Here is a 15,359-nt window from a genome sequence, read left to right as displayed (position 1 = left end):
GTTCTAGGGGGATTTTAATTATGTTAGATTTTGATATTACTCATGACCAGTTAGCCAACATCAAAGTAATAGGTGTAGGTGGTGGTGGAAACAACGCTGTAAATCGAATGATTGAGCACGGTGTGCAAGGTGTTGATTTTATCGCAGTGAATACGGACGCACAAGCTCTTAATTTATCTAAAGCAGAAATTAAAATGCAAATTGGTGGTAAGCTTACACGAGGTCTTGGTGCCGGTGCAAATCCAGAGGTAGGAAAAAAAGCAGCTGAAGAAAGCCGAGAGCAAATTCAAGAAGCTTTGCGCGGTGCTGATATGGTATTTGTAACAGCAGGTATGGGAGGAGGCACAGGTACCGGAGCAGCGCCTGTTATTGCACAAATCGCAAAAGAGCTGGGTGCTTTGACTGTAGGTGTTGTAACACGTCCCTTCACATTTGAAGGGCGTAAGCGTGCGAACCAGGCGCAATCAGGTATTACAGCCTTTAAAGAAAATGTGGATACTTTGATCGTAATTCCAAATGACAGATTGCTTGAAATTGTAGATAAAAATACACCTATGTTAGAAGCTTTCCGTGAAGCTGATAATGTACTGCGCCAAGGTGTACAAGGCATTTCCGACTTGATTGCAGTACCGGGACTTATCAACCTCGATTTTGCGGATGTAAAAACAATTATGTCTAATCGCGGTTCTGCTTTAATGGGAATTGGTATTGGAACTGGAGAAAATCGGGCTGCCGAGGCTGCAAAACGTGCAATTTCCAGCCCGCTATTAGAAACATCTATTGACGGGGCACAAGGTGTATTAATGAACATTACCGGTGGTGCTAACTTAAGCTTGTACGAGGTACAAGAAGCGGCTGATATTGTGGCATCTGCATCAGATTTAGAAGTGAACATGATTTTTGGTTCTGTTATTAATGAGAGCTTAAAAGATGAGATTGTTGTTACTGTAATCGCAACTGGATTTGATGACAGTGTGACGGTACAACCTCCAAAACCACTTGTAAGACCGACAGTTGCCGCTACAACACAAGCTGTACCACAACCAAAGCCACGCGAGGTAAAGCGTGAGGAGCCTGTAGTAGATCGCAATCCACAAGTAGAAGATATTGATATTCCTGCTTTCTTGCGTAATCGTCGCAGAAGATAAGATAAAGAAAAGCGAGTCCTTAAGGGCTCGTTTTTTTTTATTTTATCTTTTTGACATAATCTCTCTCAAAACAGCAAAATAACAAAAAACTTATAGCACGAATTGACAGACTTTCCTATGGCTTGTGTTTTATACTGGTTTCAACCGACACCGAAAAGAGGTGAACGTTTGATTGTATACGCGGATATTATTTGGCTACTAAACGTATGTATTGATTTTCTTCTACTGTTTCTTACATCTATTATTCTAAAACGCAAGGTGAAAAAAAGGCGTCTGCTTTTCGGAGCGCTGTTGGCTTCTACTATTGTGATTTTTGCTTTTACTCCATTTGCTACTATCATGACACATCCATTTACCAAGCTTTTATACTCTATATGTATTATTTATGTCACCTTTGGCTTTACACGTATTCGAACTTTTTTCCAAACGTTACTCATGTTTTATTTTGCTACATTTATGGTAGGAGGAGGATTGCTGGGAATGCACTTTTTTGTGCAAACATCAGCTTTGCGAGATATTACATCAATTCAAACTTCCTCCTTTGGTGACCCTGTAAGCTGGTTATTTGTTGTAGTTGGTTTTCCTGTCATGTATTACTTTTCAAAAGCTAGATTGGAAGAGCTTGAGATGACCAAGATTAGATACGATCAAATTATTCAGGTTGAAATTGAGATTGGTAACAAGCGTATTGCCTGCAGTGGATTAATTGATAGCGGCAATCAATTGTATGATCCTCTTACCAAAACGCCGGTTATGATTGTTGAAGTACAAAAAATGGGAGATTTATTTCCGGATTGGTTGAAAGAGCAAGCGAAACATGCAACGCTTTTCACGGAGACGAGGCATTATGATGAAAGCTGGCTTAATCGTATCCGAATTATTCCCTATCGAGCGATTGGACACAATCATCAATTTTTATTGGCTGTAAAGCCTGACAGTGTGCGCTTGTATGCTGAGGAAAAGGAAATTACGGTTCATCATGTGCTAATTGGACTTAGTCATACAACATTATCTTCAGATCAAGAGTATACATGTATTGTGCATCCTAAAATGCTGCTATCCACTACGGCTTAAACGAGATTTACAAGAAATGTAATGACAAAGGAGGAGAAAGAATGGGAAAACTGAAGTTGTATTTTACATATCTACTGTATAAAGTATTAAGAAAGCTAGGAATTAAGACCGATGAAATTTATTATATTGGAGGAAGTGAAGCATTGCCGCCTCCCCTTACAAAAGAAGAGGAGGAAATGCTGCTAAATAAGCTTCCTAATGGTGATGAAACTGCTCGTGCTTTATTGATTGAGCGTAATTTACGCTTAGTAGTGTATATTGCCCGTAAGTTTGAAAACACAGGTATTAATATTGAAGATTTAATTAGCATTGGAACGATTGGTTTAATTAAGGCTGTAAACACATTCAATCCGGAGAAAAAAATTAAATTGGCTACATACGCCTCTAGATGTATTGAAAATGAAATTTTAATGCATTTGCGCCGAAACAACAAAAATCGTTCTGAGGTGTCATTTGATGAACCACTTAATATTGATTGGGACGGTAATGAGTTGTTGTTATCCGATGTCCTTGGAACGGAAGAAGACATTATTACAAAAGATTTAGAGGCAAATGTAAATCGGCATTTGCTAGTTAAGGCGCTTCATCAGCTTAATGACCGTGAAAAGCAAATCATGGAATTACGATTCGGGCTTGACGGAAATGAAGAAAAAACACAGAAGGATGTTGCCGATATGCTAGGCATATCACAGTCCTATATTTCTAGGCTCGAGAAGCGCATTATTAAGCGCCTTCGTAAAGAGTTTAACAAGATGGTGTGACAAGTTCGTGCATAAAATTCCCTCCACAGGAGATACTTTACACTGTACAGCAACTCCCAGTAGGAGGGAAGACATTGACACGAAACAAGGTAGAAATCTGTGGTGTAGACACATCAAAACTTCCAGTACTGAAAAATGATGAAATGCGAAAATTGTTTCAACAAATGCAATCCGGTGAAACAAGCGCGAGAGAAAAGCTTGTAAATGGAAATTTAAGGCTTGTTTTAAGCGTCATTCAGCGATTCAACAATAGAGGGGAATTTGTTGATGATTTGTTTCAGGTTGGATGCATAGGATTAATGAAATCCATTGATAATTTTGATCTAAGTCAAAATGTTAAATTCTCAACATATGCTGTACCCATGATCATTGGAGAGATTCGCAGATATTTACGGGATAACAATCCCATTCGTGTATCTCGCTCTTTGCGAGACATTGCATACAAAGCGTTACAAGTAAGAGAAAAATTAATTGCTGAACATTCAAAAGAACCGACAGCAGCTGATATTGCCAAGGTGCTTGGTGTAACCCATGAAGAGATTGTCTTTGCTCTTGATGCAATTCAAGACCCAGTATCGCTGTTTGAACCCATTTACAATGATGGCGGCGATCCTATTTTTGTTATGGATCAATTAAGTGATGATAGACAGCGAGATGAGCAGTGGGTAGAGGAATTAGCATTGAAAGAAGGCATGAAGCGATTGAATGATCGAGAAAAGATGATTATTCGCAAGCGATTCTTTCAAGGTAAAACCCAGATGGAAGTGGCTGAGGAGATTGGAATTTCTCAAGCGCAGGTTTCTAGGCTGGAAAAATCCGCAATTAAGCAAATGAATAAAACGATTCAAGGATGAAAACCTTACCGGTCTCGGTAAGGTTTTCTTATTTCATAGGGTGTGAATACAGGACATATAATGTGATATGGATGTAGTATGATAAACTTATTTTTAATAATTTTATCGCAATGGCTGTCCTCTTTTGTATTTTGTATTACCTGCGTTATTAAGACCTATAAAAAGGAGTTGCTATTATGATTCGTATTTCAGAGTTTCAAGTTAAAGATGTGGTAAACGTGGCAGATGGAAGAAGACTTGGTCATATTGGGGACATCGATATTGATGTTGCGACTGGAAAGATTCAGGCTGTTATCATTATGAAGCAAGGACGTATGCTGGGGTTATTTGGGAAAGAGGAGGAACTCATCGTTCCGTGGAAGCAAATTGTGAAAATTGGGGAAGATGTTATTTTAGTTCGGGTACAGCAGGCAGAATTTTCACAGGAAGAAATACAAACTACGACATTTTCATAAAAAATATTACAATTTCTTTTAACTTTTGTATTGCCATCATGAAAAAATAAAAGTATGGTAAAATAGACAAGAAGTACCACAACATTTGAGGTGAGCTGTAATATGAGTCAAGATCCTTTTCAGTATAAAGCTGGTGTTTTGTATGTAGCTGAGTGGGAAGCCGTTACAGCAGGGTTTACAACGAGAGAGAAAGGTGTCAGTACTATTCCATATGCCTCTCTTAACTTAGGACTACATGTTGAAGATCGACAAGAAGACGTGCATGAAAATCGCCGTCTTCTTGCACGCAAACTTCACTTTCCAATGCGTACATGGATTTGTTCTGAACAAACGCATGAAAACGTTGTACAAAAGGTTACAAAACAGGATTGTGGAAAAGGTGTGTATGAATACAGAGAAAGTATTGCGGGTACGGATGGAATATACACGAACGAGTCGGACGTTCTTTTGACGTCTTGTTATGCAGATTGTGTACCGCTTTATTTTTATGCTCCTTCTTATCATTTAATTGGTTTGGCGCATGCAGGATGGAAGGGAACTGTAAAAGAGATTGCGTGTAACATGATTCATAAGTGGACGCAAGAAGAAGGTGTCCCACTGACTGATATTCACGTTGCCATTGGCCCGTCTATTGGTAATTGCTGTTATGTTGTAGATAATCGGGTAATGGATGCAGTGAAAAAAGTGGTAACTTATGAACCAAAGCAAGTGGAGAAGGGACAGTACCAAATAGACTTAAAAACCATTAATAGATTACTTTGCTTACAGTGTGGTATACCCGAAGAAAATATCATCACTTCGTCTTATTGTACAAGCTGCGAGGAAAAATTGTTTTTTTCACATCGACGCGATCGAGGAAAGACAGGAAGAATGATGAGCTTTATTGGATTTAGGGAGGGAATTTCCAGTTGACGGTTGTAACGAATCTAGCGTATGTAAAGCAAGAATTAGAACAAACATGTTCTCGTATTGGAAGACGGGCGCAAGAAGTAACATTGATTGCTGTAACAAAAAGTGTGACAACGGAAAAAGCACTGGAGGTGCTAGACGCCGGTGTGCTACACCTAGGTGAAAATCGCAATGAAGGCTTGCTTGCAAAACATGAAGAAATTGGAGAGAGAGCTATTTGGCATTTTATCGGCTCACTGCAAACTCGCAAGGTAAAAGACATTATTAACATAGTCGACTATATCCATTCGCTTGACAGACTTTCACTGGCGGCTGAAATTCAAAAGCGTGCAACAAAACGGATACGGTGTTTTGTGCAAGTAAAGACTTCAGCCGAGGAAGCTAAGCAAGGAATTTCTCCAAGTGAAACGCTTGATTTTATTAAACAGCTCGCAATATACGATAAAATTGAAGTAGTTGGACTTATGACAATGGCGCCTTATACGGAGAACACAAATGAAATTCGCCATTGCTTTAGACAATTAAAAGAATTGCAATTGCAGGTGCAAGCTCAAGAGTTACCTCATGCGCCATGCCGCGAGCTATCAATGGGGATGTCAAACGATTTTTCCATAGCTGTGGAAGAGGGGGCAACGTTCATTCGCTTAGGGACTATTTTAGTGAAGTAAGGAGGAGACAGATATGAGTTGGTCAAAGGTGAAATATTTTTTCTTTGACACACCAGAAGAGAGACAGCAGATGGATTACGGAATGGAGATGGAAGAAAAAATGGATGAAGAAATTCCGTTTACAAAAACGTTGCAAAAACAAAATGTAATTAGTATTGATAAAGGAAAAAGCGGTGCAAAAGTTGTGTTATTAGAGCCGCGTACATATTCTGAAGCTCAAGGCGTAGCTGATCATTTAAAAAGTAAACGTGCTGTTGTAATTAATTTGCAGCGTATGCCAACGGACCAAGCACTTCGCATTGTTGATTTCTTAAGTGGCACTGTATATGCTATTGGTGGCGATATTCAAAAGCTAGGTATTAAAACATTCATCTGCACACCTGAAAATGTGGATATTGTCGGTGCAATATCAGAACTGCTTGGTGATGAAGAACATTCTAATATAAAAAGGTGGTAAGGTTAGATGGGATTGCTTTCGTCTGTACTTCTCACGATATTTCAAGTGTATTACTATGCACTAATCGTGTACATTTTACTTTCTTGGCTGCCAGGAGCACGTGATTCGGCATTTGGGCATTTTCTAGCTCGTATTTGTGAGCCGTATCTAGAGCCGTTTCGTCGTTTTATTCCGCCGCTTGGTGTAATTGATATTTCTCCAATTGTTGCTATTATTGTGCTTGGCTTTGCTCGAGATGGCCTTAGACGATTGTTGTATATGATTTCGTAGGGGATAAGAGATGAGTATTTATGATCATTTTCGACCGGAGGAAGCTGTATTTGTTGATCGCGTAATAGAATGGAGAAACAGTGCAGAGCAGTATTATAAAATGAAGTTAACTGACTTCTTAGATCCGCGTGAGCAGCAGATAATCGACGCCTTAATGCCGGACGAAGCAGTCCGGTTTTACGGCGGTGCCAATGGGACAGAGAGAAGGCGAGCGCTCATATTACCTCCGTATTACGAACCAAACGTAGCAGATTTTCAAATAGAAGTGTTGCGTATTCAATATGCTACTAAATTTTTCTCCATTGAGCATCGCCAAATGCTTGGGGCACTGATGTCGCTTGGACTGAAGCGAGAAAAGTACGGTGATATCTTCATCGGTACAGATGAAATATATTTATTTGTTGCGAAAGAGATTGCGGATTATATTATCATGAATTTGCAATCTGTTGGAAAGGCGAAGGTTAGTGTTTCATCTGCGGAAGGGCAACGCATTATTTTACCTGCAGAGGAATGGACAGAAAAAAACGGCACCGTTTCGTCGTTACGTGTTGATGCTCTTCTTGCTGAAATGTTCAACATATCTCGTCAAAAGACGCAGCTATTGATTAAAGGCGGTCTCGTAAAAGTAAACTGGAAGGTGGTAGAACAACCATCATACGAATGCTTTAATGGTGACGTTTTGTCAGCAAGAGGACACGGGAGAGCAAAAATTTTATCGATTGATGGCAAATCAAAACGAGATAAATGGAAAATTATGTACGGTTTATTAAAATAACCAGGGAATAAGCAGGAATACGGCTGGTTTTGTCGAAGTATACATTAACTTATATAAAACAAACAACTGGAGGTGGCGTCTGTGCCTTTGACACCATTGGATATTCATAATAAAGAATTTAGTCGTGGTTTTCGCGGCTATGATGAAGACGAAGTAAACGAGTTTTTAGATCAAGTAATTAAGGATTATGAATTGGCGCTTCGCGAGAAAAAAGCGCTAGAGGAGCAAGTAGCGGAACTTGAACAAAAGTTAGGTCATTTTTCCAGCATTGAAGCCACTCTTAATAAATCCATTGTAATTGCACAAGAAGCGGCAGAAGAAGTGAAGCGCAATGCACAAAAAGAAGCGAAGTTGATTGTGAGAGAAGCAGAAAAAAATGCTGATCGTATTATTAATGAAGCATTAATGAAATCCCGTAAAGTTTCATTTGATATTGAAGAATTAAAAAAACAGTCCAAAGTATTCCGTAGCCGCTTCCGCATGCTGTTAGAAGCGCAACTTGATATGCTGAGCAATGATGACTGGGACAAACTTCTTGAGCTTGAGGATGAAACAGCGTTTTTAAAACAAGAGGAAACGTTGTAAGCTTGACGTTTTCATCAGAATTACATATAATTCAATAACAAATATGTTTTGATAAAAACGAGGATAGGGACAAGTACTTCTTTGTATCTTATAAAGCGAATCGAGGATAGTGAAAGCTCGAGATAAGAAAAAGAAGGAATATCACCCTGGAGTTCCCCGCTGAAATGCAGTAAGCGGAAGGCGTTCATTCACGTTACGAATACAAGGTGGACTGCTTGCAGTCTATTAGGGTGGTACCGCGGGAGACCTTCTCGTCCCTTTTTAGGGATGAGAAGGTCTTTTTATTTTGTCAAAACGCTAGGAGGAACATTGCATGGAGTATAAAGACACATTATTAATGCCGAAAACAGAATTTCCGATGCGCGGCAATTTGCCAAAGCGTGAGCCGGATATACAAGCAAATTGGGCAGAGATGGACATTTATGAGAAAGTACAGGAGCGCACAAAGGATCGTCCATTATTTGTATTGCACGACGGACCACCGTACGCAAATGGCGACATTCACATGGGACATGCACTAAATAAAGTACTAAAAGACTTTATCGTTCGCTATAAATCCATGAATGGTTTTTGTGCCCCTTACGTCCCAGGTTGGGACACACACGGGTTACCAATTGAACAAGCGCTCACGAACAAAGGGGTAAAGCGCAAAGAAATGACAGTTGCAGAGTTTCGCAAGTTGTGCGAAGAGTATGCTTATGAGCAAGTAGACCGTCAACGTGAACAGTTTATGCGCCTTGGTGTGCGCGGGGACTGGTACAATCCGTATATTACATTGAAGCCAGAATATGAAGCGCAGCAAATTAAAGTATTCGGTGATATGGCGAAAAAGGGTTATATTTATAAAGGTTTGAAACCTGTATATTGGTCTCCGACAAGTGAATCTGCATTGGCGGAAGCTGAAATTGAGTACAAAGACAAAAAATCTCCATCTATTTATGTAGCATTCGATGTAAAGGATGGTAAAGGTGTACTAGAAGGTGACGAAAAGTTTATTATTTGGACAACAACACCTTGGACTATTCCTGCAAACTTAGGTATCTCTTTACATCCTGACTTAGAGTACAGCATTGTCAAAGCAAATGACAGCAAGTATATTGTTGCATCTGCACTACTTGAGGAAGTTACAAAAACAATGGGCTGGGAAGAAACGTCTGTTGTGAAAACAGTTAAAGGTATTGAACTTGAGCATGTAGTGGCGAAGCATCCACTATACGGTCGGGATTCGCTTGTTATGGTTGGCGAGCACGTAACAACAGATGCCGGAACGGGCTGTGTACATACAGCACCTGGACACGGGGAAGACGACTTCCAAGTGGGGCAGAAATACGGTTTGGATGTGCTTTGTCCAGTTGATGATAAGGGCTACTTAACAAATGAAGCGCCGGGCTTTGAAGGATTATTCTACGATGAAGCAAATAAACCAATTACGCAAAAATTAGAGGAAGTGGGCGCTCTATTAAAGCTGACTTTTATCACGCATTCGTATCCGCATGACTGGAGAACAAAACAGCCAATTATTTTCCGTGCCACTGCACAGTGGTTTGCATCTATTGATTCATTCCGTAAAGAGTTGATGGAAGCAGTGCAAGAAACAAAATGGGTACCTGCATGGGGAGAAACACGTTTATTCAACATGGTACGTGATCGTGGTGACTGGTGTATTTCCCGTCAGCGTGCATGGGGTGTTCCGATTCCTGTGTTTTATGCGGAAAACAATGACCCGATTATTACAGATGAAACGATTAATCATGTAGCGGCATTGTTCCGTGAGCATGGTTCTAACATTTGGTTTGAACGTGATGCAAAAGATCTTCTGCCTGAAGGTTTTACACATCCATCAAGCCCGAACGGTCAATTCCGTAAAGAAACGGATATTATGGATGTATGGTTTGACTCCGGTTCTTCCCATCAAGCAGTATTGGAAGAACGTGATGATTTACAGCGTCCTGCTGATTTATATTTGGAAGGATCTGACCAGTATCGCGGCTGGTTTAACTCTTCTTTGTCAACGGCGGTTGCTGTGACAGGAAAGGCACCATATAAGGGTGTGCTGAGTCATGGATTTGTGTTGGACGGAGAAGGTCGCAAAATGAGTAAGTCACTTGGTAACGTTGTTGTACCAAAGAAGATTTTAGACCAGCTTGGCGGCGATATTTTACGTCTATGGGTAGCATCTGTTGATTATCAAGCTGACGTTCGTATTTCTGATGATATTTTAAAACAGGTGGCTGAAGTATACCGCAAAATCCGTAACACATTCCGTTTCTTGCTTGGGAACTTAGACGGCTTTGATCCAAGCATTCATACGATGGAAGTATACGAATTGCGTGAAGTAGATCGCTATATGCTTGTAAAGTTAAACGATTTAATTCGTAAAACAAAAGAAGCGTACGACACATATGAGTTCGCTGCAATTTATCATGCCGTTCATAATTTCTGTACGATTGATTTAAGTTCGTTTTATTTAGATTTTGCTAAAGATATTTTATATATCGAGGGAGCAGATAACCGCGATCGCCGTGCCATCCAAAATGTGTTATATCAAGTCCTTGTAGCACTGACAAAGCTCGTTTCACCAATTCTGCCTCATACAGCTGACGAAGTATGGGTGTATGTACCAGGTGCAACAGAAGAAAGCGTGCAGCTGACAGATATGCCAGAGCCTGTAGAAATAGAAGGCAGTGCTGCAATTAAGCAAAAATGGGATGCGTTCTTAATGCTGCGCGATGATGTGTTAAAAGCATTGGAAGAAGCGCGTAACGAAAAAGTTATTGGTAAATCCCTAAATGCAAGCTTGACATTGTATCCAACAAATGAAATGAAAGCATTGCTCTCCTCTATTACGGAAGACGTTAAGCAACTCTTCATTGTATCTGGATTTGCAGTAGCAGGTGTGAAGGAAGAAGCACCTGCTGAGGCGAAAACATATGAGCATGCCGCAGTGGTTGTAAAACCTGCTGAAGGAGAAACATGTGAACGTTGTTGGATTGTTTCCCCAACGGTTGGTCAAGATGCAGAGCATCCTACATTATGTACACGCTGTGCGTCTGTTGTAAAAGAACATTATGTAAAATAAAAACAAAGAGGTTGTCCTGTTATTCGGGACAGCCTCTTTGTTTTTTTGGCTGTATTAAAGCCACGAGTTTATTTTTTTAGATGTATGGTTGAACTTTTAAGATAGATTTTTTAACTTAGTGATAAAGGAGGCTTTTCTAAATAGGAAAAAAGTGTGTTAGCTAAGGAGATTCTTTTCGGACAAACTATAGCTACAACTTCAGAAGACGGAGGGATTTCAACGTGAATGCAGCTTATGATGACATCAGAAAAGAGTTGGAATTAATACGCGAAGAATTACAGTCGCGCCTGCAAAAAGAGAAGGCCTCCTATTATACAGAAATGAGTGAAGAGCTATTTGGTGTTGTAAGGGAAGAGGAGCGTAAGAAAAAGACCGTTCTTCATCATATACAAGCGGATTTGAAGGATGTAGAACACGCCCTAGCAAAAATCGATTTGGGTATATATGGTATATGTGAGGATACGCATGATGTAATTCCTATTGAGCAACTTCGTATTATGCCGACAGCACGTACTATATATGAGTTTTCTTACGAACGCTTAACGGTATGATGTATTGGATACAAATAGAGATACTAACGTTTTTGGGATTGAGATAAAAATGGGTGCTTCGACTATGACCATATGTAAAAAGAAAAGCGATTTCGTACAAATAGGTTTTACACGTAGTTGATATGTTTAAGAAAGCTACTTTTACTTATTTATATTATATCTTTTCTTGCAATTTATACGCTGTTTTCTCCCCTTCATTGTGAAAACATCGCAGCTGTGCTAAAATTTTGAGGTACACTGTCCATGTGGGGGAGAAAATATGATTTATTATGCGATTGCGTTAATTGTAATTTTTATCGACCAAGTATCAAAGTGGATTGTCTTAAAAAACATGGAACTGGGCGAGAGTATTCCCATTATTCATGATGTTTTGTACATAACGTCGCATCGAAATCGTGGAGCTGCTTGGGGTATTTTGCAAAATCAAATGTGGTTTTTTTACGTAATTACAGTTGTGTTTATCATTGCGGTAATTTACTATATGCAAAAATACACAAAAACAGACAAGTTGTTGGGTGTGGCGTTAGGTCTTATTTTAGGCGGAGCCATTGGTAATTTTATTGATCGGGTAATACATAAAGAAGTTGTGGATTTTATTCATACGTATATCTTCTCTTATAACTTCCCGGTCTTTAATGTCGCAGATTCCGCATTGTGTATTGGTGTAGCGCTTTTATTTATTCAAACGCTACTGGAAGGGAAGAAAAAGGAGTAGGTTGTATGGAGCATATTGTATTGCAGGTAACAGAAGAACAAAAAGGCGGACGTTTAGATAAAGTTCTTGCTGAAGTAAACAACGAATGGTCTCGTTCGCAAGTTCAACAGTGGATTAAAGACGGAGCTGTCACAGTTAATGGTCAGGGTGTAAAAGGGAATTATAAGGCTAAGGCAGGAGATGAAATCACAGTTGTGATACCGGAAGCTGAGCCTCTAGATGTCGTGCCTGAAGAAATGGATTTAGATATCTATTACGAGGATCAAGATGTGCTTGTTGTAAATAAGCCAAGTGGTATGGTGGTGCATCCGGCACCGGGCCACACAACAGGAACGCTTGTGAACGGTTTGATGGCGCATTGTACGGATTTATCAGGTATTAATGGTGTGATGCGTCCTGGTATTGTCCACCGAATTGATAAAGATACGTCAGGTCTTCTTATGGTGGCTAAAAATGATATGGCGCATGAATCACTTGTAAATCAGCTTGTTGCCAAAACGGTAACAAGACGGTATAAAGCAATTGTGCACGGAGTTATCCCGCACGATACAGGTACAATTGATGCACCAATTGGTCGCGATAAACACGATCGTCAAAGCATGACTGTAGAGGAAAACGGAAAGCATGCGGTCACGCATTTTCATGTGTTAGAGCGTTTCAAAGATTTCACATTTGTGGAATGTCAACTTGAGACGGGACGTACCCATCAAATTCGTGTTCACATGAAGTATATTGGTTATCCATTAGCTGGTGACCCTAAATATGGTCCTAAGAAAACACTCGATCTTAATGGTCAAGCATTACATGCAGGAATTCTTGGTTTTATTCATCCAAGAACAGAACAATATTTAGAGTTTGAAGCACCATTACCGCAAGAATTTGAAGAAACTTTGGATAAATTACGTAGACAGTCTTGACTTATAAGGAAAACTCTGCAATAATAACAACAGTTAAATAAGATCCTTTAACACAGCCCTGTGAGGTTGAGAAGGAAACGGTTTGGAAAATAGGGGGTTTTTATGCCCATTTCCCAAAAAGTCCTCTCGCGCATGGCGGGAGGACTTTTTCTGTGTTAAGGCTTTGGAGGTGGACAATATGGAAGCAAAAGCAATTGTGTTGGATGAACAAATGATTCGTCGTGCACTCACACGAGTTAGCCATGAGATTGTAGAGCGAAACAAAGGTGTAGAAAATTGTGTGCTCGTTGGTATTAAAACAAGAGGACTTTTTGTGGCACAGCGCTTGGCAGAGCGAATTCAACAAATTGAAGGAACTACGATGCCGGTGGGAGAGCTGGATATTACATTGTATCGAGACGACCTAACGTTAAAGGATTCTGATCCACTTGTAAAAGGATCAGATATACCAGTGGATATTACCAATAAAAAAGTAATTCTGGTTGATGATGTACTATATACAGGTAGAACAGTACGAGCTGCGATGGATGCACTCGTTGATATTGGTCGACCGTCACAAATTCAACTTGCTGTACTGGTGGATCGTGGGCACCGCGAATTGCCAATTCGTGCAGACTATGTCGGAAAAAACATCCCAACGTCAAGTGATGAACGGATTGTGGTGGCATTAACTGAAGTAGATCAAGAAGATAAAGTAAGTATATTTGAACAATAAGAAGCCCTTTTAAAGGCAGTCCCGTGAGACTGACAAAGGGTCATGTTTCCCCATGCTTTTTGGGAGCAGGACTCTTTGTGCAGCGCACAAAGAGTTTTTTTATTAAGGAGGAAAAATCATGAAACCAGTACTAGATGTACATGAGATACCAAAGCCAGGACAATGGTTACTACTTAGTATACAACACCTGTTCGCAATGTTTGGTGCAACCGTTCTTGTACCGTTTCTAACCGGTTTGAATCCGGCTGTTGCGCTTATCACAAGTGGGATTGGAACGCTTACATTTTTAATCATCACCAAAGGACAAATGCCATCTTACCTAGGTTCATCGTTTGCTTTCATCGCGCCGATTATCGCTGCGAAAGCTGCTGGAGGACCAGGAGCTGCAATGGTGGGAAGCTTCCTAGCGGGACTTGTGTATGCGGTCGTAGCAATTATGATTAAAAAAACTGGGTCTGGCTGGGTCATGAAAATGTTACCGCCAATCGTAGTGGGACCGGTAGTTATGGTGATTGGTTTAGCCCTTGCAAGTACAGCAGTCAGCATGGCTATGAATGATACGGAAGGGAAATATAGTATAACAAACTTCACGGTTGCACTGGTTACACTGACAATAACAATCGTCTGCTCAATTTTTGCAAGAGGATTTTTCAGCATCGTACCAGTACTAATCGGTATTATCGGTGGTTATATCTTTGCCTATTCACAAGGTTTAGTAAACTTAAAGCCGGTTGCTGAAGCAAAATGGTTTACGATTCCGGAGTTCACAATCCCATTCGTAACCTATACACCCTCTGTGACGATGCAGCTTGTTCTCTTGATGGTTCCAATCGCAATTGTAACTATTTCAGAGCACATTGGTCACCAGGTGGTACTCGGAAATGTTATTGAAAGAGATTTATTTGAAAAACCAGGGTTACATCGCTCTTTATTGGGGGACGGAGCAGCAACGATGGTAGCTGCACTGCTTGGTGGTCCACCAAGTGTCACATACGGAGAAAACATCGGTGTGTTAGCAATTACGAGAGCATACAGTGTATATATATTCGCTGGTGCAGCAGCTATGGCCATTGCGTTTGGCTTTATCGGAAAAATTTCCGCACTTATTAGTTCGATTCCGACAGCTGTTATGGGAGGGATCAGTATCCTGTTGTTCGGTGTTATTGCTGCAAGCGGATTGCGCATGATGGTAGAAGATAAAACGGATCTTGGTGACAAGCGCAACTTAATTATAGCTTCTGTCATTCTAGTTCTAGGTATTGGCGGCGCGGTTCTTCACATTGGAAAGTCCTTCGCGGTTGAAGGGATGGCACTCGCTGCTATAATCGGTGTGATTTTAAATATGGTGTTGCCAAAGCATACAAAAGAAAAAGTACACATGCAAAAGAAAATATCATAATCACCTTTTAAATAAGCCCAGAGAGGC

17 protein-coding genes and 1 other annotated feature are annotated in these 15,359 nt (G+C 40.3%); all 17 genes read left to right on the top strand.

Translation table 11 applies throughout. From position 1 onward, the window contains the following. Positions 1–20: 20 nt before the first annotated feature. The 17 genes from ftsZ (at position 21) to MUG87_RS06215 (ending at position 15,332) form a co-directional block, all read left to right on the top strand. Complete coding sequence (gene ftsZ / locus MUG87_RS06295) at positions 21–1,148, top strand: cell division protein FtsZ (RefSeq protein ID WP_247086565.1); 1,128 nt, start codon at positions 21–23, stop codon at positions 1,146–1,148. 168 nt (positions 1,149–1,316) lie between these two features. Further along, positions 1,317–2,222 carry a sigma-E processing peptidase SpoIIGA gene (gene spoIIGA, locus MUG87_RS06290; protein WP_247086563.1) on the top strand — a complete coding sequence of 302 codons (906 nt, stop codon included), beginning with the start codon at positions 1,317–1,319 and terminating at the stop codon, positions 2,220–2,222. 41 nt (positions 2,223–2,263) lie between these two features. Continuing rightward, the gene (sigE, locus tag MUG87_RS06285) at positions 2,264–2,983 is read left to right on the top strand and encodes an RNA polymerase sporulation sigma factor SigE (protein ID WP_124563590.1); all 720 of its coding nucleotides are present in this window, start codon (positions 2,264–2,266) and stop codon (positions 2,981–2,983) included. Positions 2,984–3,057: 74 nt separating this feature from the next. Continuing rightward, positions 3,058–3,837 (top strand): RNA polymerase sporulation sigma factor SigG, encoded by a 780-nt coding sequence (sigG, locus tag MUG87_RS06280; protein ID WP_247086561.1) that lies wholly within the window; start codon positions 3,058–3,060, stop codon positions 3,835–3,837. Between the two features lie 176 nt (positions 3,838–4,013). Then, a complete protein-coding gene (locus tag MUG87_RS06275; protein WP_247086559.1) occupies positions 4,014–4,292 on the top strand; it encodes a YlmC/YmxH family sporulation protein in 279 nt (92 codons plus the stop codon). A 102-nt stretch (positions 4,293–4,394) separates the two neighbouring features. Continuing rightward, positions 4,395–5,204, top strand: a complete 810-nt coding sequence (gene pgeF, locus MUG87_RS06270; protein ID WP_247086557.1) for a peptidoglycan editing factor PgeF — start codon at positions 4,395–4,397, stop codon at positions 5,202–5,204. Further along, a complete protein-coding gene (locus MUG87_RS06265) occupies positions 5,201–5,869 on the top strand; it encodes a YggS family pyridoxal phosphate-dependent enzyme (protein WP_247086555.1) in 669 nt (222 codons plus the stop codon). The genes pgeF and MUG87_RS06265 overlap by 4 nt, the downstream gene beginning before the upstream one ends. 13 nt (positions 5,870–5,882) lie before the next feature. Beyond that, the gene (locus MUG87_RS06260) at positions 5,883–6,326 is read left to right on the top strand and encodes a cell division protein SepF (RefSeq protein WP_124563594.1); all 444 of its coding nucleotides are present in this window, start codon (positions 5,883–5,885) and stop codon (positions 6,324–6,326) included. 6 nt (positions 6,327–6,332) lie between these two features. Beyond that, on the top strand, positions 6,333–6,596 hold the full coding sequence (locus tag MUG87_RS06255; RefSeq protein ID WP_247086553.1) for a YggT family protein: 264 nt from the start codon (positions 6,333–6,335) through the stop codon (positions 6,594–6,596). 10 nt (positions 6,597–6,606) lie between these two features. Beyond that, the gene (locus tag MUG87_RS06250) at positions 6,607–7,371 is read left to right on the top strand and encodes a YlmH family RNA-binding protein (protein WP_247086551.1); all 765 of its coding nucleotides are present in this window, start codon (positions 6,607–6,609) and stop codon (positions 7,369–7,371) included. An 81-nt stretch (positions 7,372–7,452) separates the two neighbouring features. After that, positions 7,453–7,956 carry a DivIVA domain-containing protein gene (locus MUG87_RS06245; RefSeq protein ID WP_124563597.1) on the top strand — a complete coding sequence of 168 codons (504 nt, stop codon included), beginning with the start codon at positions 7,453–7,455 and terminating at the stop codon, positions 7,954–7,956. A 51-nt stretch (positions 7,957–8,007) separates the two neighbouring features. Beyond that, positions 8,008–8,218, top strand: a binding site (T-box leader). Between the two features lie 51 nt (positions 8,219–8,269). Further along, a complete protein-coding gene (gene ileS / locus MUG87_RS06240) occupies positions 8,270–11,035 on the top strand; it encodes an isoleucine--tRNA ligase (RefSeq protein WP_247086549.1) in 2,766 nt (921 codons plus the stop codon). 221 nt (positions 11,036–11,256) lie between these two features. Continuing rightward, entirely contained in the window at positions 11,257–11,586 is a 330-nt protein-coding gene (locus MUG87_RS06235; RefSeq protein ID WP_247086547.1) for a TraR/DksA family transcriptional regulator, read from the top strand. Positions 11,587–11,845: 259 nt separating this feature from the next. Continuing rightward, positions 11,846–12,301 carry a signal peptidase II gene (lspA, locus tag MUG87_RS06230; RefSeq protein ID WP_247086545.1) on the top strand — a complete coding sequence of 152 codons (456 nt, stop codon included), beginning with the start codon at positions 11,846–11,848 and terminating at the stop codon, positions 12,299–12,301. Positions 12,302–12,306: 5 nt separating this feature from the next. Continuing rightward, positions 12,307–13,218, top strand: coding sequence for an RluA family pseudouridine synthase (locus MUG87_RS06225; protein ID WP_247086543.1), 912 nt, complete (start codon positions 12,307–12,309; stop codon positions 13,216–13,218). A gap of 178 nt (positions 13,219–13,396) precedes the next feature. Further along, positions 13,397–13,933 carry a bifunctional pyr operon transcriptional regulator/uracil phosphoribosyltransferase PyrR gene (pyrR, locus tag MUG87_RS06220; protein ID WP_247086541.1) on the top strand — a complete coding sequence of 179 codons (537 nt, stop codon included), beginning with the start codon at positions 13,397–13,399 and terminating at the stop codon, positions 13,931–13,933. 118 nt (positions 13,934–14,051) lie between these two features. Continuing rightward, a complete protein-coding gene (locus MUG87_RS06215; protein WP_247086539.1) occupies positions 14,052–15,332 on the top strand; it encodes a solute carrier family 23 protein in 1,281 nt (426 codons plus the stop codon). Positions 15,333–15,359 lie beyond the last annotated feature (27 nt).

The sequence above is a fragment of the Ectobacillus sp. JY-23 genome, from assembly GCF_023022965.1.
Lineage (GTDB): Bacteria > Bacillota > Bacilli > Bacillales > Bacillaceae_G > Ectobacillus.
Note: the sequence above shows the minus strand (reverse complement) of the source record. Positions and strands in the feature narration are given on the sequence as shown.